Source organism: Streptomyces sp. NPDC002643 (genome assembly GCF_053592555.1).
On the sequence record NZ_JBSFVY010000022.1, the window covers coordinates 106924 to 128230 of the forward strand.

General features: G+C 70.5%; 20 protein-coding genes. 6 read left to right on the top strand and 14 right to left on the bottom strand.

Translation table 11 applies throughout. From position 1 onward, the window contains the following. The first annotated feature begins 24 nt into the window (after nt 1-24). Nucleotides 25-666, top strand: a complete 642-nt coding sequence (locus ACWD4G_RS29930; protein WP_451298832.1) for a Pr6Pr family membrane protein — start codon at nt 25-27, stop codon at nt 664-666. A 109-nt stretch (nt 667-775) separates the two neighbouring features. On the opposite strand, the gene ACWD4G_RS29935 is transcribed toward ACWD4G_RS29930, so the two are convergent. The 4 genes from ACWD4G_RS29935 to ACWD4G_RS29950 all read right to left on the bottom strand — a co-directional run bounded on the left by ACWD4G_RS29935 (nt 776) and on the right by ACWD4G_RS29950 (nt 5614). Further along, on the bottom strand, nt 776-2209 hold the full coding sequence (locus ACWD4G_RS29935) for a hypothetical protein (protein WP_451298834.1): 1434 nt from the start codon (nt 2207-2209) through the stop codon (nt 776-778). Nucleotides 2210-2572: 363 nt separating this feature from the next. Then, nucleotides 2573-3505: an ATP-binding cassette domain-containing protein gene (locus ACWD4G_RS29940; RefSeq protein WP_451298836.1), complete on the bottom strand. Its 933-nt coding sequence runs from the start codon at nt 3503-3505 to the stop codon at nt 2573-2575. 8 nt (nt 3506-3513) lie between these two features. Then, nucleotides 3514-4587 (bottom strand): ABC transporter permease, encoded by a 1074-nt coding sequence (locus ACWD4G_RS29945; protein ID WP_451298838.1) that lies wholly within the window; start codon nt 4585-4587, stop codon nt 3514-3516. Between the two features lie 7 nt (nt 4588-4594). Further along, the gene (locus ACWD4G_RS29950) at nt 4595-5614 is read right to left on the bottom strand and encodes a sugar ABC transporter substrate-binding protein (RefSeq protein WP_451298839.1); all 1020 of its coding nucleotides are present in this window, start codon (nt 5612-5614) and stop codon (nt 4595-4597) included. Nucleotides 5615-6078: 464 nt separating this feature from the next. Here ACWD4G_RS29950 and ACWD4G_RS29955 point away from each other — a divergent pair, with 464 nt between their 5' ends. Then, entirely contained in the window at nt 6079-6843 is a 765-nt protein-coding gene (locus tag ACWD4G_RS29955; protein ID WP_451298841.1) for a GntR family transcriptional regulator, read from the top strand. A gap of 187 nt (nt 6844-7030) precedes the next feature. Here ACWD4G_RS29955 and ACWD4G_RS29960 read toward each other — a convergent pair whose 3' ends face one another. Beyond that, complete coding sequence (locus ACWD4G_RS29960) at nt 7031-8182, bottom strand: Gfo/Idh/MocA family protein (RefSeq protein ID WP_451298843.1); 1152 nt, start codon at nt 8180-8182, stop codon at nt 7031-7033. 162 nt (nt 8183-8344) lie between these two features. On the opposite strand from ACWD4G_RS29960, the gene ACWD4G_RS29965 reads away from it, so the two are divergent. Further along, on the top strand, nt 8345-9349 hold the full coding sequence (locus ACWD4G_RS29965) for a LacI family DNA-binding transcriptional regulator (RefSeq protein ID WP_451298845.1): 1005 nt from the start codon (nt 8345-8347) through the stop codon (nt 9347-9349). 11 nt (nt 9350-9360) lie between these two features. On the opposite strand, the gene ACWD4G_RS29970 is transcribed toward ACWD4G_RS29965, so the two are convergent. Further along, entirely contained in the window at nt 9361-9879 is a 519-nt protein-coding gene (locus tag ACWD4G_RS29970) for a MarR family winged helix-turn-helix transcriptional regulator (protein WP_451298847.1), read from the bottom strand. A gap of 124 nt (nt 9880-10003) precedes the next feature. On the opposite strand from ACWD4G_RS29970, the gene ACWD4G_RS29975 reads away from it, so the two are divergent. Further along, nucleotides 10004-10378 carry a DoxX family protein gene (locus ACWD4G_RS29975; RefSeq protein ID WP_451298849.1) on the top strand — a complete coding sequence of 125 codons (375 nt, stop codon included), beginning with the start codon at nt 10004-10006 and terminating at the stop codon, nt 10376-10378. Here the strand turns inward: ACWD4G_RS29975 and ACWD4G_RS29980 are convergent. Genes ACWD4G_RS29980 through ACWD4G_RS29995 form a run of 4 tightly spaced genes read right to left on the bottom strand, consistent with a single transcriptional unit; the run spans nt 10366 to nt 14160 of the window. Then, nucleotides 10366-10983: a hypothetical protein gene (locus ACWD4G_RS29980; RefSeq protein WP_451298851.1), complete on the bottom strand. Its 618-nt coding sequence runs from the start codon at nt 10981-10983 to the stop codon at nt 10366-10368. The genes ACWD4G_RS29975 and ACWD4G_RS29980 overlap by 13 nt on opposite strands. A 53-nt stretch (nt 10984-11036) precedes the next feature. Further along, nucleotides 11037-11939: a carbohydrate ABC transporter permease gene (locus ACWD4G_RS29985; RefSeq protein WP_451298853.1), complete on the bottom strand. Its 903-nt coding sequence runs from the start codon at nt 11937-11939 to the stop codon at nt 11037-11039. Next, nucleotides 11936-12877: a carbohydrate ABC transporter permease gene (locus tag ACWD4G_RS29990; RefSeq protein WP_451298855.1), complete on the bottom strand. Its 942-nt coding sequence runs from the start codon at nt 12875-12877 to the stop codon at nt 11936-11938. Before ACWD4G_RS29990 ends, ACWD4G_RS29985 begins: the two co-directional genes overlap by 4 nt. Continuing rightward, entirely contained in the window at nt 12874-14160 is a 1287-nt protein-coding gene (locus ACWD4G_RS29995) for an ABC transporter substrate-binding protein (protein WP_451298857.1), read from the bottom strand. The genes ACWD4G_RS29990 and ACWD4G_RS29995 overlap by 4 nt, the downstream gene beginning before the upstream one ends. Nucleotides 14161-14224: 64 nt before the next feature. On the opposite strand from ACWD4G_RS29995, the gene ACWD4G_RS30000 reads away from it, so the two are divergent. Together ACWD4G_RS30000 and ACWD4G_RS30005 are read left to right on the top strand one after the other, a co-directional pair. Then, the gene (locus tag ACWD4G_RS30000; RefSeq protein WP_451298859.1) at nt 14225-15577 is read left to right on the top strand and encodes a Gfo/Idh/MocA family protein; all 1353 of its coding nucleotides are present in this window, start codon (nt 14225-14227) and stop codon (nt 15575-15577) included. Nucleotides 15578-15649: 72 nt separating this feature from the next. Next, on the top strand, nt 15650-16141 hold the full coding sequence (locus tag ACWD4G_RS30005) for an SRPBCC family protein (RefSeq protein ID WP_451298861.1): 492 nt from the start codon (nt 15650-15652) through the stop codon (nt 16139-16141). Nucleotides 16142-16183: 42 nt separating this feature from the next. Here the strand turns inward: ACWD4G_RS30005 and ACWD4G_RS30010 are convergent, their stop codons facing one another. The 4 genes from ACWD4G_RS30010 to ACWD4G_RS30025 are packed head-to-tail and all read right to left on the bottom strand — an operon-like array spanning nt 16184 to nt 21301. After that, nucleotides 16184-17947 carry a pectin acetylesterase-family hydrolase gene (locus ACWD4G_RS30010; RefSeq protein ID WP_451298863.1) on the bottom strand — a complete coding sequence of 588 codons (1764 nt, stop codon included), beginning with the start codon at nt 17945-17947 and terminating at the stop codon, nt 16184-16186. Continuing rightward, on the bottom strand, nt 17947-19587 hold the full coding sequence (locus ACWD4G_RS30015; RefSeq protein ID WP_451298865.1) for a hypothetical protein: 1641 nt from the start codon (nt 19585-19587) through the stop codon (nt 17947-17949). The genes ACWD4G_RS30010 and ACWD4G_RS30015 overlap by 1 nt, the downstream gene beginning before the upstream one ends. Beyond that, entirely contained in the window at nt 19584-20438 is an 855-nt protein-coding gene (locus ACWD4G_RS30020; protein WP_451298867.1) for an ABC transporter ATP-binding protein, read from the bottom strand. Before ACWD4G_RS30020 ends, ACWD4G_RS30015 begins: the two co-directional genes overlap by 4 nt. Further along, nucleotides 20435-21301 (bottom strand): zf-HC2 domain-containing protein, encoded by an 867-nt coding sequence (locus ACWD4G_RS30025; RefSeq protein ID WP_451298869.1) that lies wholly within the window; start codon nt 21299-21301, stop codon nt 20435-20437. Before ACWD4G_RS30025 ends, ACWD4G_RS30020 begins: the two co-directional genes overlap by 4 nt. Between the last annotated feature and the right edge of the window lie 6 nt (nt 21302-21307).

Consider the following 21307-nt stretch of genomic DNA (forward strand, 5'->3'; position numbering starts at 1 on the left):
GGAACCTCCCCTACCTCTGGGCGCATGACGCACGCCCTGCGCCGGTCCCGGCCGCTCCCCGTCACCGTGTCCCGTATCGTCCTGGGCCTCCTGCTCGCCGTGGCCCTGGGTGTCGCGGCGGACCACGCCGCCGACTCGCCGACCGGGCTGGGGGACTTCTTCAGCCGTTTCACCAATCTGAGCTGCGTGGCCGCCTGTCTGGTCCTGCTGGCCGAGGGCTGGGCCGGGTCACGCGGCGGGCCGGGCGTACCGGACGAGGTGCGGGGCGCGGTGGTGCTGTACATGGCGGTCACCGGGATCACCTACGGCCTGATCCTCACCGAACCCCACAACACCCTGATGCCGGACTGGACCCACCACGTACTGCACCAGGTGATGCCCGTCGTCCTCATCGCCGACTGGCTGGCCGATCCACCACGCCACCGGATCGGCTACCGCCGGGCCGCGTACTGGCTGCTGCCCCCGCTCCTCTATGTCGGCTACGCCCTGCTCCGGGGCGAGGCGGCCGACCGGTACGTGTACCCCTTCCTGGACCCGGACCGAGGGGTCGGCGGCTACGGCCGGGTCACGGTGGCCTGTCTGCTGCTGGCGGTGCTGCTCGTGGCGGTGGGCGCGCTGGTGGTCCTGACCGGCGATCGCGCCCGGACGCGCCGCGCCTCCATCTGAGCGGGTCGAGCGCATCCCGGTCGCCGGTGTGCGGAGCGGCCGGCCACGACGGCGCCGCGGAACGCGGGCGGCATACGCGACGGCATATCGCGGCACTTCCGGCGGAGCGCTACCGCCCCGCCGGAGCCACATGCAGTCGAAACCCGGCGACCTGGTGGGCGGGCCAGGTCCGGGCGAACTCGGGTGGGCCGCCGCCGGGTCCGACGAGGGCGGCGACCGGGATGCGCTCGGCGGTGCCGATGATCCCCTCGCGGGTGGTGTTGGCGTTGTTGCCGTGGGTGTGGGCGGAGGCGCAGCCGGCGTAGAAGGCGATGGGGATGGCGTAGTGACCGGTGAGGAGGCAGGGTGGCCGTACGCCGAGTCGCCGCAGCTCGGTGGCGGTGCGGTGCCAGTCGCCGTGGGAGGCGGTGGTCCGCTCGACGGTGCCCGCCAGTACGGCGTACTGCACGCCCAGATGCACGCTGAGCCCGAGCGCCACGCCCGCCCCGACCGCCGGCCGCCGGGCCCCGCCCGCCCCGGTGACGAGCGCCGACAGCGCGTCGGCGACGGGGATCGCGAGCAGGGCGTACGCCGGGAGCAGGAAGCGGGGCGCGGCGTATCCGATGAGGAACAGATAGGGCACGGCTGCCGTCGCGGCGCAGGCCACCGGTACCACGGTGGGCGTCGCGCGCCCCGCCCGGAACGCGACGGCCACGCCGAGGGCTGCGAGCACCGGCAGCGCGAACCACCAGGCCATGACGGCCACATGGGGCAGTTCACCGGTGCAGGGACGGCACAGGGTGCGCCCCGCCAGAGCGCGCAACTGGTCGTCGACGGCGATGTTCCAGCCGAGCCCGCCCTGAATCCGCGAGGCGTCGGCGAGCCGCCGGGCCGGCCCTCCGTACTGCGCGTACGACTCGACGATCCAGGCCACCACTCCGGTGCCGCCCCCGGCCACCATCGCCATCGCGGGCCAGGGCCGCCGCCATCGCCGTACGCCGATCAGCAGGGCGAACAGCGGGAGGGTCACCCATACGGTGTCGGTGGGCCGCGTCCACGCCATCAGCGCGGTACCGCCGGCGATCCCCCACAGCACGGGCCGCTCGACGGCGTCCCCTCCGGCCCGCAGAAAGCACCCCACGCAGATCAGCGCCCCGATGGCGACCCAGTAGTTGGGCATGGCCTGGGGCCCGTAGAAGAGCGTCACCCAGAGGGTCCCGAACAGCCCACCGGCCCACAGGAGCACACGCATGGGGAAGAGCCCCCGCCAGACCCACAGGGCCAGGCACAGTCCGGCACCGGACAGCACCGCCAGATAGGTTCGCAGCAGCACGGTCGACGAGGACCACGAGGCGACCGGCGCGACCAGCAGCGGCACTCCCCGGGCCCGAGGGGCGCTGAAGAACGCGGCCGGTGCGTGCGGACTGACCTGGCTGACATACACCGCCTCGTCCCAGCCGAGCCCCATCCCCGGTGGCACCAGCAGGAGTTGGGCCGCCGTGTACGCCCCGGCGACGGCGAGGAACGGCGCGGCCCGCCGCAGACCCCTCGAACCGATACGCATGACGGACTCCAGGAGGAAGACGACAGAGGAAGGACGGAATGATCGGCCATCCCCCTGCCTCACGGAGCCCGACGCACGGCCCCCACCGCCCCTTCACCCACCCGGCGCACGCCCCCACGGCCCCCTTCACCCACCCGGCGCACGCCGGCTCACGGCCGTCCTGCCCGGCCGGCGGGAGATTCCCCAGCTGGGGCGGTATCAAGGCAAACGGCCGCGGTCATCAGGAAGCCCCTCCTGGAAGCCCTTCACGTGGAAGGGCTGTCCATGCCAGGAGAGCCGTCCCGACGACCCGGCCGTTGCTGTCTGCGGGGTCACCATGGGGTGGCGGCCGCCGTCATCGTGCGGGCCCGAGAGCCCCTTCCGTCACGCGGTACCCTCCTTCGGCGTCGCCACGGGTGCGGTGAGGTCGTCCTCTTCGGGGAGTTCGTCGACGTCGACGCCCTGGACCTGGGCCAGTTCGTGTTTGAGGGCGGCGAGTTCGGCGCCGCCGGCCATGTGGTTGGTGAGTTCTTCGAGGCTGACCTGGTCGCGGGCGGCGGAGAGTTCCAGGGTGCCCAGGCGCAGGACGCTGAAGTGGTCGCCGACCATGTAGGCGTGGTGGGGGTTGTGGGTGATGAAGATGACGCCGAGTCCGCGGTCGCGGGCGGCGGCGATGTATTTCAGGACCACGCCGGACTGTTTGACGCCGAGGGCGGCGGTGGGCTCGTCCAGGATGAGGACGCGGGCGCCGAAGTAGACGGCGCGGGCGATGGCGACGCACTGGCGCTGGCCGCCGGAGAGGGTGCCGATGGGCTGGTCGAGGTCGTCCAGGACGATGCCCATGTTGCGCAGTTCGGCGTCCGCGGTGGCCTTCATCTTGTCGATGTCCAGGCGGCGGACGGGCCAGGGGCCGCGGGTCATCTCCGAGCCGAGGAAGAAGTTGCGCCATACGGGCATCAGGGGGACGGTGGCGAGGTCCTGGTAGACGGTGGCGATGCCGGCGTCCAGGGCCTCGCGCGGGGTGGAGAAGCGGACCGGTGTGCCGTCGACGAGGAAGTCGCCCTCGGTGTGCTGGTGCAGCCCGGAGATGATCTTGATCAGGGTGGACTTGCCGGCGCCGTTGTCGCCGAGGACGCAGGTGACCTTGCCGGGGTGCACGGTCAGGTCCACGCCGTGCAGGGCACGGATGTTGCCGTACGACTTGCCCGCGCCGCGCAGTTCCACGACCGGCTTGTCGTCACCGGGCCTGCCGGGCGCCGCGTCCTTGGCCGGGTCCTTCGCGGTGCCGTCGGCGGAGGGTGCGTTGGTGTCTGTCATGGCGGGGTTCACCTCCGGGTCGCCTGGTGGCGGACCCACAGATTGACGAGGGCGGCGAGCAGGAGCATCACGCCGAGGAAGGCCTTGAACCAGTCGGGGTTCCAGCCGGCGTAGACGATGCCCTGGTTGACCATGCCGAAGATGAAGGCACCGATGACCGGGCCGATCGCCGAGCCGTAACCGCCCGTCAGCAGACAGCCGCCGATCACCGCCGCGATGATGTACAGGAACTCGTTGCCCACACCCTCGTTCGACTGCACCGTGTTGAACGAGAACAGCAGATGCATGCCGACGAACCAGGCACCGACGCCGACGCCCATGAACAGCGCGACCTTCGTGAAGTTCACCGGCACACCGACAGCCCGCGCGGAGTCCTTGTTGCCGCCGACCGCGAAGATCCAGTTGCCGAACTTCGTGCGCAGCAGCAGCCAGGTCGCGATGCCGGCGAACACCAGCCAGTAGAAGACCGTGATCTTGAAGTCGACGCCGCCGATGGAGATCTCCGAGGCGAAGACATTCTTGGCCTGCCCGAAGCCGTCCATGTCGGCGATCGAGTCGCTGGCCACGTTGCCGGTGAAGATCTTCGTCACCGCGAGGTTCGAGCCCTGGAGGATCAGGAACGAACCCAGCGTCACCAGGAAGCTCGGCAGGCCGGTTTTGATCAGCAGCCAGCCATTGAACGCCCCCACCGCCAGCGAGACGACCAGGGCGACGAACACGCCGCTCCACACGTTCAGCGTCAGCTGGAAGCTGAGGATGGCGGCCGTCAGGGCCGAGGTCGTCACCGCGACGCCGGCGGACAGGTCGAACTCGCCGCCGATCATCAGCAGCGCCACGGGCAGGGCCATGATGCCCATCACCGACGCCTGGTAGAGGACGGTGGCGAGGGCTCCGGTCTCCCGGAAGGAGGGGGCCACCGCGAAGAAGAAGACGTACACCCCGATGGCGGCGATCAGCGCGCCCACCTCGGGGCGGGCCAACAGCCGCCGCCCCAGGGAGCGTTGTACGGTCCGGCCGTCCTTCTGGCCGGCCGGCGGAGCCGGCGGCGAGGAGTTCGCCGCCGGGGCCGTTGCCTGGGTCATGGCCGGATCACCGGGTGCCCTTCGCGGCGAACGAGGCGATCTGGTCGACATTCTCCTTGTCGACGAAGGCCGGACCCGTCAGGACCGGCTGCTCGCCACCGCCGCTGTAGTTGCCGTTGTTCTTGTAGAGCCACAGCGAGTCCACCGCCAAGTAGCCCTGCAGATACGGCTGCTGGTCCACCGCGAACTCGATGTCGCCCGCCTTGATGGCGTCCGTCAGCTCCTTGTTGAGGTCGAAGGTCGCGACCTTGGCCTTACTGCCCGCGTCGTCCACCGACTGCACGGCGGTCAGCGCGATCGGGGCACCGAGGGTGACGACCTCGTCGATCGAGGTGTCCTGCTTGAGCTTGGCGGTGATGGTCGACTTCACCGAGGGCATGTCGGTGCCGTTGACGTAGAGGTTCTCGGTGTCGCCCTCGAACGTCTTCTTCACACCGGCGCAGCGCGCCTCCAGGGAGACGTTGCCCTGCTCGTGGATGACGCAGACGGCGTGCTTGGCGCCGGTCTCGTTGAGCTTCTTGCCGAAGGCCTCACCGGAGACGGTCTCGTCCTGGCCGAAGAACGAGAGCAGCCCCTGCTCCTGCCATACGTCCATACCGGAGTTGAGGCCGACGACGGGGATGCCGGCCTTCTCCGCCTTGGCGATGACGTCCTTCATCGCGTCCGGCTTGGCGAGGGTGACCGCGATGCCGTCGACCTTCTGGTCGATCGCGTTCTGGACGAGGTTGGCCTGGTTGGCCGCGTTCGGGTCGTTCGAGTAGACGAGCTTGACGTTGTCCTTGGCGGCGGCCGTCTCGGCACCCTTGCGAACGATGTCCCAGAAGGTGTCGCCCTGACCGGCGTGGGTCACCATCGCGACCGTCATCTGGGGGGTGTCTGCCTTGCCCGCGGAGGCGTTCGCCCCGCCCTCCTCGGCCTCCTTGCCTCCGGAGTCGCTGGAGCAGCCCGCTATCAGAAGGGCGGACGCGGCAGCCAACGCGAAGACGGGGACCACTCTGCGAGAGCGGCGGTGAAACGTGCGGTCCATCTTTCCTGCACCTCACTGTGCGACAGGGGGAAAGGGAACGGGACAGCGCCGGGCGGAATGCCCCGCGCGGGCCCGGACATGAAAGTCCGGATCATTGTGCCGGTAGGCCGTCGACGCTGTTTCGTTGGGACGGGATACAAACCCCTGGAACACCCACCTGTCAATACTTTGTCAGGACATCATTTCACGAGCAGGTCCAGATGTCCGTACAAAATCTCGATGGCGCCTTACTCAGGCCATACACCTGGAATACCTCCGCACTCGGGCGCCCGCATCCGCACACGACGGACTCGGGCGGTCCGTTTTCCCGAGCGAGGGGCGACACACCGCCCCGCGTCCGGCACACGTTGCGATCTCATAACCATGGCGAGCGCCGGCCTCCATGACGTCCCACCTCGGCCAATTGTCAGGACAACGCGATGACAGGGGTTCCTGTCATCCGTACGGACAGTTACCCTCATGGCGTGACCAGCGCTACCACAGGGAGTACAGAGAAGCTCGACCTCAGCGTCGACCGGAGCAGCCCGGTGCCGCTGTACTACCAGCTGGCCCGGCAGCTGGAGGCCGCGATCGAGCACGGAGTGCTGGGCCCGGGCAGCCTGCTGGGCAACGAGATCGAACTGGCCGCACGCCTCGGCCTGTCCCGCCCGACCGTCCGCCAGGCCATCCAGTCCCTCGTCGACAAGGGCCTGCTCGTACGCCGCCGGGGCGTGGGCACCCAGGTCGTCCACAGCCAGGTCAAACGCCCCCTGGAGCTGAGCAGCCTCTACGACGACCTGGAAGCCGCCGGCCAGCAGCCCACCACCCAGGTGCTGTCGAGTGAGATCGTCCCCGCCTCCGCCGATGTCGCGGCGGCCCTGGGTGTCGCCGAAGGCTCAGAGGTGCACCGCTTCGAACGGCTGCGCCTCACCCACGCCCAGCCCGTGGCGTTCCTCTGCAACCACGTCCCGGCGGGCCTGCTCGACCTCGGCACCGCCCGGCTGGAGTCGACCGGCCTGTACCGCATGATGCGCAACGCCGGCATCAGCCTGCACAGCGCCCACCAGACCGTCGGCGCCCGCAACGCCACCCCCGAGGAGGCCGAACGCCTCGGCGAACCCGAGGGCGCCGCCGTCCTCACCATGCAGCGCACGGCGTACGACGACACCGGCCGCGCCGTAGAACACGGCACCCACATCTACCGGGCATCGCGCTACTCGTTCGACTTCCAACTCCTGGTACGCAACTGAGGCTTCCGGGAAGGCAGTTCAGGGTCCAGCCCTGAGCAGGCCGAGCGAAATCGGTTACGGTCCCTTTTAGGGGCGCGGGGCTGTGTCGATATGCGGCTCCGCCGCGCGGGCGCGACAAGCCACGAAGGCGCTGCGGACGACTGACGGCCTATCGCGGCACTTCAAACGTCGTACTCAGGCACCACTATCAAAGACTCACCCACACCCCCGACTCCACAGACCGACTCATCGCATCCAGTGCCATCGCACTGTGCACGGCGTCGTCCAACGTCGTGCCGTAGGACGTGCCTTCGGCAATAGACCGCAGAAAGCGGTACGCCTCGATGACCTTGAGGTCGTCATACCCCATGGCATTGGCGGCCCCCGGCTGGAACGCGCCGTACTCACCATGACCGGGTCCGACGAACACCGTACTCACCGGCTGGTCCTGATAGACGTCCCCCCTGCTGACGCCCAACTCCCCCATACGCCGGTAGTCCCAGAGGACTGCCCCCTTGGTTCCGTGGATCTCGAAGCCGTAGTTGTTCTGCTCGCCGACGGAGACCCGGCAGGTCTCCAGGACCCCCCGGGCCCCGGAGGCGAAGCGCAGCAGGCAGCCCACGTAGTCCTCGTTCTCCACGGGGCCGAGTTCGCCGCCGGTGGCGCGGGTGTGGCCGGCGGTGGCGCCGGTGGGGCGGGCCCGCTCGGGGACGAAGATCGCGGTGTCGGCGATGAGGGCGGCGATGTCGCCGAGGAGGAAACGGGCGAGGTCGACGCCGTGCGAGGCCAGGTCGCCCAGCACCCCGCTGCCGCCGCGCTCCCGCTCGTACCGCCAGGTCAGGGCGGACTCGGGGTGGGCGGCGTAGTCGCTGAAGAGACGGATGCGGACATGGGTGACCGTGCCGATCTCACCGGAGGCGATCAGTTCGCGGGCGGCGGCGACGGCGGGCGCGTTGCGGTAGTTGAAGCCGACGGCGCCCTGGACCCCGGCCTCGGTGACGGCGTCGGCCACGGCACGGGCGTCGGCGGCGGTGAGACCGACCGGCTTCTCGATCCAGATGTGCTTGCCCGCCTCGGCCATGGCGACGCCGATCTCCCGGTGCAGGAAGTTCGGCGCGGTGATGCTGACGGCCCGGACCCGGGGGTCGGCGGCGACCTCCCGCCAGTCCCGGGCGGTCGAGGCGAAACCGAACCGCTCGGCGGCCTCCTCGGCCCGCCCCGGCACCTCCTCGGCGACGGTGATCAGCTCCGGGCGCAGAGGCAGGTGGGGGAAGTGATGGGCCACGCGCGCGTACGCCTGGGTGTGCACCCGTCCCATCCAGCCGAATCCCACGACGGCGACCCCGAGCGCACTCACCATGACTGCCCTTCTTCTTCGGCGGACCTCAGCGATCCAGTTCGGCGTACCTCACCGGCCGCCGTTTTGGACCGTTCCAGAAGCGTACGCCGCTCACCTTGAGGTGCCCCTCCGCCCCTGTCAAGCTCTTTGACAACTCAGGCCCCCTGTGGAACGGTCCACGCCATGAGACGCCCGACGATCCGCGATGTCGCCGAACGGGCCGGGGTGTCGAAGTCGCTGGTCTCCCTGGTGCTGCGCGGCTCCGACCAGGTGCGCCCGGAGAAGCGGGAGGCCGTGCTGACGGCCGTGGACGAGCTGGGCTACCGGCCGAACGCCGCCGCGCGCAGTCTGAGCGAGCGCCGCACCCGTACGGTCGGCGTACTGCTGAACGACATGCGCAACCCGTGGTTCGTGGAACTGCTGGACGGGCTGAACTCCAAGCTGCACGACAACGGCCTGCGGATGCTGCTGGCCGACGGCCATCTGAACCGGCGGCTCGGCGAGGACCTCACGCGGACGTTCACCGAACTGCGGGTGGACGGGCTGATCGCGGTCGGCACACTGCCGCCGTCCGAGGCGCTGCGCACGGCGGCCGGTCTGGTGCCGACCGTGGTCGCGGGCGCCCGTGAGCCCACGCTCCCCCATGTGGACGTGGTCGCCGGCGACGACCAGTTGGGCGCCCGGCTGGCCACCGAGCATCTGATCGGGCTGGGGCACCGGAGGATCGCGCACATCGCCGGGGACGGTGTGGTGGGCGCGCTGCGGCGGCGCAGCTTCGAGACGGTGATGCGGGAGCACGGGCTGTCCGACCTCGCGGCCGTCGAGCGCGGTGATCTGACCGAGGAGGGCGGCTACCGGGCCACGGTCCGGCTGCTGAGCGCGCCCGAACGCCCCACCGCCGTCGTGGCGTTCAACGACATGGCCTGTGTGGGCGCCCTGTCCGCCGCCGAGGAGCTGGGCCTGGACGTGCCGCGCGATCTCTCCCTCGTCGGCTACGACAACACATATCTCTCCCGGCTTCGCCATCTGTGGCTGACCACCGTGGACAACTCCAGTCATGACGTGGGCCGCCGCGCCGCCCAGTGTCTGCTCGACCGGATCGCCGACCCGGCCCGCCCCGGCAGGGTGGTCCTGACGACCCCGACCCTGGAGATCCGGGGCACCACGGCCCCACCCGCCCGAAGCTAACCGCCTGCGGCTCAGGCCTCGGTGGCGGGGCACTGCGGCCGTGAACTCCGCGCCCGGCAGCAGTCGTCGGGGGCGACGGCCGACCAGATGCGCTGCCCGATGTCCTTCAACTGCCGCTGCTGCGCCTTGGTGAGCGAGTCGAACACATAGCGCCGTACGGCCTCCACATGCCCCGGCGCGGTCTCGGCGACCTTGGCGTAGCCGGCGTCCGTGAGGATGGCCAGTGTGTAGCGCCCGTCCTCCGGGTCGGGCGTACGGCGCACCCAGCCGCTCTTCTCCAGTCGCTTGACGAGGTGGGAGAGCCGGGACAGCGAGGAGCCGGCGATCGCGGCCAGGTCGCTCATCCTGAGGGTGCGCCCGGCATGCTCGGACAGTGCCGCCATCACCATGTACTCCATGTGGCTGACGCCCGCGTCCCGCTGCAACTGGGCGTCCAGGGCGGCCGGCAGCCTGACGATCATCCCGGCCAGCGCGAACCAGGTCTGGGTCTCCTCATCGGTCAGCCAACGGGGCTGGGGCGGTGTGTCCATGACGGACACTCTACGTGCCCAAGAAAAGGATCAAGGAACCCATGACTTGACAGTTCAACCGAGGCGCCCCTACCTTGACCCCCATATAACTTTAACTTTCAATTCAAGAAGCGGGGCACCCCCCATGAACGTCACCCTGTGGATCATCGCCGGTCTGCTCGCGGCCGCCTTCCTCGCCGCCGGTCTGATGAAGGCCACACAGCCCAAGGAGAAGCTGGCCTCCTCGGGCCTGGCCTGGGTCGAGGACTTCTCCCCCAACATGGTGAGAACCATCGGTGTGCTGGAGTTCCTGGCCGGTGTCGGTCTGATCCTCCCGGCCGTCCTGGACATCGCCCCGATATTCGTGCCGCTCGCCGCGACCGGCCTGGTCCTCACCATGATCGGCGCGATGATCGTGCACGCCCGCCGCAAGGAGAACCAGGCCATCCTCCCGAACGTGGTGATCCTGATCCTGGCCGCCGTCGTGGCCTGGGGCCGCTTCGGCCCCTACTCGTTCTGACCCACTTCTTCCCGGACCACTTCTCGACGTACGTCGACCGCCGTGAGCGCGAGCGCCAGCAGCCCCGGTACGAGCACCACCAGCGGGAGCAGCATCCACGCGCACAGGGCGGCGGTCGCCAGGGCCAGCACCACCAGCCCGCTGCCGCCCGGGTCCCGTACGGCGACTCCCGCCGCGCCACGTATCGCCCCGGGCCAGTCGGCCATGGACTCGGGGCGGGCGCAGGCGCGCAGACCGACCACGGCGGCGGCCAGGGCGATGGCGCCGACGAGCAGTGCGAAGGCGGGACCGCCCGGCAGCCCGGCGTCGACGAGGGCGAGGTCGACCAGGACGAGGACCACGGCGGCGCAGACCACCAGCCCGGCGGCCACATCGCCCATGCGCAGCCGCCGTTTGAACGCGGTGAAGAAGTGCCCCGCCGTGGCCGGACGCCCCTCCCGCGCTCCCCTCAGTACCGCGCACGCCGTCGACAGCGCGGCGGGCAGGGTCACCAGCGGCAGGCTGACCACGGTCACGGCGATGCCCACGCTCAGGACGTCCGCGAACAGGGTCATCCGCGCCCCGAAGATCTCGCCCGCCTCCCGATCGGTCCGCATTCCGCTCATCCCTCGGTCCTCCCCCCCTTGATCCTCAGTCCTTGATCTTCAGCCCTTGATCTTCAGCCCTTGATCCCGGAATTGGCCATGCCCTCCACCAGAAAGCGCTGGAAGGCGAGGAAGAACAGCACGATCGGGAGCAGGGCGATCACCGACATCGCGAACATCGGGCCGAACGCCGAAGTGCTGGACGCGTCCACGAACGACCGCAGCGCCAGGGTGAGGGTGAATTTCTCGGGCGAGAACAGATAGATCAGCTGGGTGAAGAAGTCGTTCCAGGTCCAGATGAAGGTGAAGATGGCGGTGGTGATCAGGGCGGGCCTGGTCAGCGGCAGAATCACCAGGAAGAAGCTGCGGAAGGGGCCGCAGCCGTCGATCCGGGCCGCCTCCTCCAGTTCCCTCGGCAGCCCCCGCATGAACTGCACGATGAGAAAGACGAAGAAGGCCTCCGTGGCGAGGAATTTCGGCAGGATCAGCGGCCAGTAGGTGTTCACCATGCCGAGCTGGTTGAAAATGATGTACTGCGGAATCAGCACGGCGTGATGCGGCAGCATGATCGTGGCGATCATGAACGCGAACAACGGCCCCCGGAAACGGAACCGAAGGCGTGCGAAGGCGTACGCCGCGAGGGAACACGACAGGACATTGCCGATGACCGCGCCGCCCGCGATCAGCAGGGAGTTGCCGAGAAGCTGACCGACGGAGACGTCGTTGACGCCCTCCAGGGCCGTCTCGTAGTTGGACCATTCCAAACGGCCGGGCAGCAGATCGAGGCTGGCGATGACCTCGTCGGCGGGCTTCAGCGAGGTCGCGAGCAGCCAGGCCAGCGGATAGAGCATGACGAGCAGCGCGGCGAGACAGCCGATGTGCAGGGCCACACGCCGCCAGGAAAGGGGCTTGCGGGTGGTCGAGTTCGGACTGTCCGGAGCGGTTGGAACGGTCGAAGTCGAGGTCACGGTGGTCATCGATCCCCCTCGGAGGCGTAGAAGACCCAGGAGCGGGACGTACGGAAGAGCACGGCGGTGACCGCGCCGATGACGATCAGCAGGGCCCAGGCCATGGCGGAGGCATAGCCCATGTGGGAGGCGACGAAGCCCCGGTCGTAGAGGTAGAGCGTGTAGAAGAGAGTCGAGTCGGCGGGGCCGCCCTTGCCGGCGCTGATCGCGAAGGCCGGGGTGAAGACCTGGAAGGCCTGGATGGTCTGGAGCACCAGATTGAAGAAGATCACCGGGGACAGCATCGGCACGGTGATCGACAGGAACTGACGCCAGCGGCTCGCGCCGTCCACCTCGGCCGCCTCGTACAACTCCCCCGGGATCTGCTGGAGTCCGGCGAGGAAGATGACCATCGGGGCGCCGAACTGCCACACCGTCAGCAGGGCCACCGCGAGCAGCGCCCAGCCGGGCTTGTTGACCCAGCCGCCGGTGCCGAGGAGGTTGTCGACCGTGCCGCCGTCGTTGAAGATGGCCCGCCAGACCAGGGCGATCGACATGGACGCGCCGAGGAGGGAGGGGGCGTAGAAGGCGGAGCGGTAGAAGGCCTTGCCGCGCTTCATGCTCTTCAGGGCGAGCGCCACGACAAGCGCGAGGCCCAGTTGCAGCGGGACGGCGATGACGACATACGTCAGGGTCGCCACCACCGAGCGCCAGTAGCGGGGGTCCTCGGTGAACATCTGGGTGTAGTTGCGCAGGCCCACCCAGTTCGGGGAGTTGAACAGGTCGTAGTCGGTGAAGGAGAGATAGAGCGAGACGGCCATGGGGAGCAGCGTCAGGACGCAGGCCCCCAGCACCCAGGGGGAGAGGAACACCCAGGCCGCGCCCTCGCGCGTACGCCGCCGGGCGGGCCGGTCGGAGGGGGTGACTCCCTTGCCGCGTACGGGAGTCGGCGCTTGTGTCGTGGTCATGACCTCAGCTCCGCCTTCGCCTCGGTGATGTAGTTCTCGGCGGCCTCGCGGGGCGACATCCGCTCGTACGACACCTGGTCGTAGTCGCGCATGAAGGTGGTCTGCAGCGCGGTGTCGCCCGACGGGGGCGCCTGGGGCGGGGCGTCGAGTTTTCCTTCGACCGTGGCCTGGTAGTCGTAGATGGTCTTGTCGAAGTCCTTGAGGTCGGCGGCGATGTCCTCGCGGATCGACTCGTTGACGGGGATGCCCCGGGTCGCGCCGAGGAGCTTCGCGGCGTCCTTGTCGTTGAGCATGAAGTCGACGAGTTTCGCGGACTCCTCGGGATGGCCGGAGTCGGCGGCCACCCCCATGAACATGGAGGGCTTGAAGTACTGGCCGGGCGTGCCGTCCTCGCCCGAGGGCATGGGGGCGAGTGAGATCCCGGTGGGGATGAGGGCGAGGTAACCGCTGGCGGGGGCGTCCCAGTTGGCGTCCGAGGCGGCCTTTCCCCGGCCGAGCGGGGTGTTCTCGACGGTGCCGTCGAGTTGTGTGGTCTGCTCGGCGGGTGAGACGGCCCCGGCTCGGCGCAGCTTGTCGGTGAAGGTCCACCAACGGGTCAAGTCGTCCGCCGTGAACCCGAGTTCGCGGTCCTCGGTGTACAGCGCCCTGCCCTGGCCGCGCAGCCAGATCTCGAAGGCGTCCTCGCTCTGGCCGGGATCGGTGCCGCCGGGCTCACCGGTCCTCTCGGCGACCGTCCGCATGGCGTCGGCCCATTCGCTCCAGGTCCAGCCCACCTCGGGCGGCTGGAGGCCCGCCGCCTTCCACTTCTCGGTGTCGTAGACCATGGTCTCGGTGCCACGGCCCTGCGGGACGGCGTACTGCTTGCCGTCCACCTTGCCGGTGGCGAGCAGCCCCGGCTCCAACTCGCCCGTGTCCAGGGCCTTTTGCTGCTCACCGAGGTCGAGAAGCACACCTCCGGTGGCGTACTGGTCGATCATCCGGTAGTCGAGTTGCATCACATCGGGGGCGTCGCCGCCGGCGGCCTGGGTGGCGAGCTTCTGCTTGTAGGCCTCGTAGCCGGTGAAGGAGGTCTGTACGTCGATCCCCGGGTTCTTCTTCTCGAAAAGGTCCACGGCGGCCTGGGTCCTGGCCGCCCGGTCGGGATTGCCCCACCAGGTGTAGCGCAGCACGACCTCGCCGCCCACACCGCTCGCCCCGTCCCCGCCCGAGCAGCCCGCGAGAGCCGCGCACAGGGCGAGGACCACAGCCGTCGCGCAGGACTTCCTTGTCCTGTCTCCGGGCATGAGTGGATCACCTCTTTCACTGGAAAGCGCTTCCACCCCCCGCATGACCCTAGGGATGATCCGGATGACACGACAAGACCTCGCCACCGAATCCACAGGACACCTCCGCCGTGCCGCCGTCGTGGGGCTCGGCGCCCGTGCCCGGATGTTCACCGAGGCGCTCACGGGCCCCTTCGCGGACCGGATCGACCTCGTGGGCCTCTGCGACACCAACGCGCACCGCATGGCCGTGCACAACGAATGGATCGCGGCCGATCACGGGGGGCGGGCGCCCGTACCGGCTTATGGCGCCGGGGAGTTCGCGGACATGCTGCGGCAGGAGCGGGTCGATCTGGTGGTGGTGACGAGCTTGGACCGTTCCCATGACCAGTACATCGTGGGCGCGCTGGAGGCGGGCTGTGATGTGGTCACCGAGAAGCCGATGACCACGGACGCCGACCGGGCCCGGCGCATCCTCGACGCCCGGCGGCGAACCGGCCGCGATGTGCGGGTCTCCTTCAACTACCGCTACAACCCGGTGCATTCGGCCGTACGGGAATTCATCGCGTCCGGCGAGATCGGTGAGATCGGCTCGGTGCACTTCGAGTGGCTGCTCGATCTGCGGCACGGCGCCGACTACTTCCGCCGCTGGCACCGGGAGAAGGCCAACTCCGGCGGCCTCCTCGTCCACAAGTCGACTCACCACTTCGACCTGGTCAACTGGTGGCTCGGCAGCCGCCCGGAGACCGTGTTCGCCCAGGGCGGCCTCTTCTTCTACGGCGACGAGGCGGGCCGGCGCCGAGGTCTCGCCCGCGACTACGACCGCGCCCACGGCTCCCCCGCCGCCGAGGACGACCCCTTCGCACTGCACCTCAAGGACTCGTCCGTCCTCAGCGCGCTGTATCTGGACGCCGAGGGGGAGGACGGCTACCACCGGGACCAGAACGTCTTCGGCCCCGGCGTCACCATCGAGGACGACATGGCCGTCCTCGTCCGCTACGCCTCCGGGGCCACCCTGACGTACCACCTCACCGCCTACTCCCCCTGGGAGGGTTACCGCATCGCCTTCAACGGCAGCGAGGGGCGGATCGAGTTGCTGGTGGAGGAGTCGGCCTGGACCCGGCCGTATGTCCGTGCGACCGGGGCGAGTCCGGTGCTGCACGGTGCCGAGGCCGGCGTGGAGGCGGGCCGGACCGAGCTGCTGGTACGGCGCCACTGGGAACGGCCGCGCGAGGTGGAGGTGGCGACCGGCGAGGGCGGCCACGGGGGCGGGGACGTACGCATGCTCGCCGATCTGTTCGGGGAGCGGGTGCCCGACGAGTTGGGGCGGGCGGCGGACGCGGTGGACGGGGCGCGGTCGCTGGTGACGGGGCTGGCGGCGAACCGGTCACTGGAGACGGGGGTGCCGGTGGCGGCCGGCGAGGTGTTGGACGTGTGAGCCGGCGGTCGCGTCCCGTGGTGGTGTGCGCACCGGCCGGCCGCCCCCCATCGTTCACCTACGATCGTTTTCGTGGTCCTCTTCGTCCTGGAACGCCTCGCCCCGCTCCCCGCCGAACAGGCCTGGCGCCGTCTCACCGACTGGCCCCGCCACGCCGATGTCGTCCCGCTGACCCGTATCAAGGTGCGTACGCCTGAGCCGACGGGTGAGGGCACGGTGTTCGTGGCCCGCAGCGGTGTCGGTCCGCTCTCCTTCGACGACCCGATGGAGGTGGTGGTGTGGCAGCCGCCGGAGGGGAAGCGGGCCGCGGGGCGGTGCCGGCTCGTCAAGCGGGGGTCGTTCGTGACGGGTTGGGCGGAGATCGAGGTGGGCCCGTACGACACCGGCGATGACTGCGAGGCCGATGACGGCGGGCACGCCTGCCGGGTGGTGTGGCGCGAGGAGTTGCGGGTGCGATGGCTGCCCGGGGTGTTCGACGGGGTGTTGGGGTGGTCGGGGCGGTGGATGTTCGGGCGTGCGGTGGACTCGTTGCTGAGTGGGGCCGCGCCTCTCTACGGCCGCTGAATCTGGCCGCGCCCCTCGACGGCCGCTGAGCTCGGAGCCTCGTCACTGGTTGCATGTGTCGCAGTGGACATCGCTGGGCGATGTGCCGGTCAGGAGCTGCTTGAGCCATTCGATCAGGCGGACGTCGTGGACCTTGAGGTCGTAGAACCTGTCGAACTCGAAGAGTCCGTGGCCGTCGCCGGAAGCCGTGTAGCTGTGCAGGGTCACCCCGGCGGCCTCGATCGCGGTCTCGTTGGTGTCGATGACGGCCAGGAGGTTCGGTGGGTTCCCGGGCATCCATGTGGTCACCTCCACTGCGGCGTGGGGGTCGAAGGCGTGGTCGAAGCGGGACAGGACGAGTTCAGGAGCGTGATGAGCGGCCTGGACCCAGAACCTGGGGACGCCCCAGTCGCGGACGGTGAGTCCGTCGATCGCCCAGGCGGGCACGGCGTCATAGGCACCCCACGCCTTGCCGAGGACCTTGGCGTTGAAGTCGGGTTGGTCGGGCCAGGCGCCGGACTGTGCGCCGAACACGGTGACCTTGGCGTGCGGGAGCCGGTCGGCGACCAGGCCGCCGTAGAGGGGAGCGGCGATCGACCCCGCGGTCTTGCCCATGACGACGACCTGGGCGGCGCTCGGATACCGCCTGGCGAGGTGGTCGAGCGCCGCGGTGCCGTTGACATAGCCGCGGTGCTGGACGGTCAGCGTCGGTGAGTACTTCTGGGCGACGTTGCCGAGGTGCGCGTCGCCGGTGCAGGAACTCACGTAGATGATCGAGTATCCGGCGAACGGGTTGTCGGCCCGGGTCAGGTCGAAGAAGCCCGACCTCTGGTCGTACGGTCTCTCGCCACCCTGGTCGTTCCAGTCGTAGAAGTCGTTCTCGCCCGCCCGGCCGGTGCTGGTGAAGACGCACATCTCGGCGTCCCAGCAAACGCCTCCACCATTCAGGAACAGCACGACCCTGGTTGGATCGGCCCGCCGTTCCCAGAAGGAGAACCTGCCGCCGTCGGCGCACCGGCAGTCTCCTCCCGGCACGATCTGTCTCCACGCCTGCGTCGCTGTGCCGATACCTCCCGACGGCGGCGCGGTGCGCTGTTCACTGTCGGCGAGGAAGGCGAACGCCGTAGCTCCGCCCACCAGCAGCACCGGAACGGCGACGACGGTGAGCCGCCGTCCGCGCGGAACCCGCCGCCGTTCCCGCTCGTGGCCGGCCCACAGGAACGCCGCGAGCGCGGTCGCGAGGAGGACCGCCCAGCGGTGGTGCGACGCTGTCCAGCGCGGATCGGTGGGCGTGAGGATCAGTGCCACCGGGTGCGGCAGGAGCCAGGCGACGGCTGCGAGCAGCAGCACGGCCGGCGCCGCGATGACACCCGTGTTCCCGTCGGTGGTGCGCCGCTGTGCGAGGGCGGCCAGGGCGAGGGCGGCGGCCAGCAGGGTCGCCGCCTCCAGCGTCAACGCGGCGACGGGCAGATGTGCGGCGGCCGCGTGGTGGCCGGTCGTCTTCGCGAGGCCGACAGTGACCGTCCACCACAGTGCGACGGCCGGCACGGCCAGGGTGACCCGCACCAGGTTGCGGGCCAGGCGCCCGGTCGGCGCCGTGGGGGTGCTGCGGGTGGCGGGATCGTCGAGGAGGAACGCCGCGCCGAGAGCGACGCAGATCGCCGCGATGCGGGCCAGCGTGATCAGGTGGGTACCTGTCAGCTCCGCGCTCATCGCCTCGGGTACCAGCAGGATGGTCGCTCCCAGGGCCGCGCCGGCCACCATCGGCCGCCATGTGATGGCGTGCGCGGTGGACCGCAGCAGCGGGAACAGGGTCCTGGTGTTCATCAGCAGGCCGTGCTCGTGGCCGGGGCGGGTAGGCCGAGGATTCGCGCGGCCTGCGCGGCGGTTGTGCCGGGCGCGGCCAGCGTGGCCCAGGACCGCTGGACGCGGGCGGCGATGTCGGCGTGCGGGCGGGCCAGCGCCTGCGTCGCCACGGTGAGTTCGGGCGCCGGTACGTGGAGGGTGGGGAACAGCTGCGTCTCGTAGAACGAGAGGCCACCGCGTTCATCGCGCACGTCCTCGGCGAGCAGGCGCAGCCCGGTGCCGGCCTGGGTGCCGGCCTGCCCGGCGAGCCAGACGACGAGCACGCCCGCGCCGCCGCAAGCGGTGGCGCCGTCGCGTTCCTCGACGCGTGCCTCGCCGGTCTCGCCGGTGACCAGCCGGTACGCGACCTGCGCGGCGAGGTTGGCGGCGGCCTCGCTGTCACCCCAGCGGGTGTCGATGCCGATCGCCCAGGGGGTGCCGGCTGCGGCGTCGTCCGCCCGCCACACGGCGAGCAGCTCATCCGGCCCGGTCCCGCGGCCGAAGGCCGGCACCGCGATGCGTTGCCGGACGGTCAGCCGCACGGACCGGGTGGCCGTGGCGGGTACCCGGGCCACGACAGCCCGCACGACCGTGTTCCACGCGGGTATCCAGCGGCTGAATCCCGCGAACGCGCAGTAGGTGACGTGTCCGAGCTTCCGGCAGGTCTCGTGCTGGGCCGGGTGGTTCATGACCGCGGTCCGGGCCGCGGCGACGGTGCGACCCGGCGGGGACAGCTGTGCCGTGCCGCCCACCACCGTGCAGGCCAGCGCCACCGCCCCGGCCACGGCCGGCCGGACGCCACGGGCACCGGCGCGCAGCACGGCGGCGACAGCCAGCAGCCCGGCCAGGCCGAGGAGGTACCCGAGGTGGGCGGCGGCCGGGCGGGCCATCAGGGACACCGGCAGGGGCACCTCCAGAGCCGACCCGCCCTGCGGTGCCAGCCACAGGGCCTTTCCGCCGCCGGTGAGCGGCTCAAGTGCGACAAGGCCGACGAGCAGGACGAGCAGCGCCAGGGGTGCGTAGATCGCCGACCGGGTGAGCCGGCCCAGCAGTACGCCGAACGCGCCGAGCAGCAGGACGGTGGCCGGCCCGATCGCGAGCTCGTACGGGTTCGGGTGGCCCGCGGCCGGGGCGCAGATCGCGAGGACCGCCATGCGGGCGACGATCAGGACGGCGCCGACCACGGCCAGCGGGAGTACGGCGAACAGGTGCGCGAGGGTACGCGCGTGGTCCGGGAGGATGAGCACCCGGCTCAGGCCCGTGGTGCCGTCGCGGTGCGGCCGCAGCACGGCGAGGTTCCCGACGATCAGCGCGGCGCCGCCGAGCAGAATCATCATGCCTATGGCGCTGTCGCGGTCGAGGTCCTGCAGCACGGGGTAGCGGGTGGTCCCGATCGTGAACCAGGCGGACACCCAGATACCGGCCAGGAGGAGGGTCGCGGCGACGGTCACCGGGTGCCGGAGCATCCGCACCGCCTCCACCCGGGCCAGGGCCAGGACGGCCCGGCGCGGCGCGGCGGCGTCCGCCGTCGGAGTCGCCGCAGGGTCCACCGTCGGAGTGCCGGGTGGTTCGGTCGGCACCGCGGACTGAGCCTGCCGGGCCTCACGCAAGCGCTCGGTCATGCCGCACGCCCCGCCAGGTTCGCGGCGTCGATCAGCATCAGATACCCGTCCTCGATGCTCGGATCGACCAGCGGCGCGTCGGGCGGCGGGTCGCCGATGTTGTGGTAGTCACCGTTGCCGGTACGCCAGGCGGCGAGGGCGCCGTCCGCGCGGGCCGGGCTGGTCCACACCCGGCCGCGCGCCACGCCGGCCAGCGCCGCGGGCTCGCCCTCGAACCGGAGCCGGCCCTGGTTCAGGACGATGACGTGCTGGCACACGGTGGCCACGTCCTCGGTCTGGTGGGTGGACAGCAGCACGGTACGGCCCTCGCCGATCCGCGCGATGAGCTCGCGGAACCGCAGCCGCTGCTCGGGGTCCAGGCCCACTGTGGGCTCGTCGAGAATCACCAGTGCCGGGTCGTCGAGCAGCGCCGCGGCCAGCCCGACGCGCTGGCGCATACCCCCGGACAGGGTTTTGATCTTCTTGCCGCGCTGGTCGTCCAGGCCGACCGCGTGCAGCACCCGGCGTACCTCGTCGTGCCGGCCGGCCACGATCTCCTTGAGGATCGCGATGTAGTCGACGAACTCGAACGCGGTGAAGTGTGGGTGGAAGCCGGGGTTCTGCGGCAGGTACCCGAGGCGCCGCCGGACCGCCAGCCGTCCGGCGGCGTCACACGGGTCCGCGCCGAGGACGCGCAACTGTCCGTCGTCCGCCGGGATCGCGGTGGCCAGGACGCGCAGCAGTGTGGTCTTGCCCGCGCCGTTCGGCCCGAGCAGCCCGGTCACCCCGTCGCGCAGCGCGAACGACACGTCTTTCAGGGCTGTGGTGCGGCCGAAGCGCAGCGACAGTCCCTCGGCCCGTACCGTCGTCACATCGTCCTCCTCGTGCTCGGGTCGGCGACGCGACCCAGGTGGTGGGTGGTGTCGAAGGCGGCGCGGACCTTCCACAGGGCCATCGCAGCGGCGGCCGCGGCGGCCGCGAGCCCGGCCTGGCCGGGCGCGGTGAACAGGACCGACTCGCCGGTGGTGTGCCGCACGGTGGCCGCCAGCAGCGCCAGCCAGCCGAACCCCACGGCGAGGGGCGCCGTGACCGGGCCGAACCGGGGCGTCAGGGCCAGGCTCAGCAGGGTCAACGCCAGCGACGGGGCGAGCCAGCCGAGCACCACCGCGCCGTACTCCGGCACCGCGATGCTGGCCACGCCGGTCAGCGCCGTCGTCGCGGACAGCACCGCCGCGCAGCGCAGCAACAGCAGGCGGAAGGTGTGCAAGGGCGCGACGACGGCCAGCTCATGACTGGGGTCCACGCGTGGGCCGAACGAGATCGCCACACCGATCAGCGGGAGGAGCGGGGCGATCGCGAGCAGCGGCATCGGTACCGTCATCCACCGGGCCAGGTGCGCGGCGCCCGTGGTGACCGCGAGGGTGAGGCCCACCGCGGCGAGCCACGACCTGCGCAGCCCCGGTGTGCAGGCCAGCAGCCGTGCGGTGTGCGCCGCCACGCCCAGCCTCACCAGGAGCGCCTCGACCGGGCCGGGCCGGGGTGCGTCCAGCTCGGCGTCCAGCCGCGCCCAGCCGGCGCGGACCACGGCCGGGTCGACGCGCCGCACCAGCCGCCCTCGGCAGCGCGGGCAGGTTCCGAGGTGCGCCTCGGTCGACCACAGCAACGGCGGCCGCGCCGCACCTTCGGCGTATGCCCGCAAGTCGTCGTCCGCGACGTGCCAGTCACCGTCGCTCATCGCCCA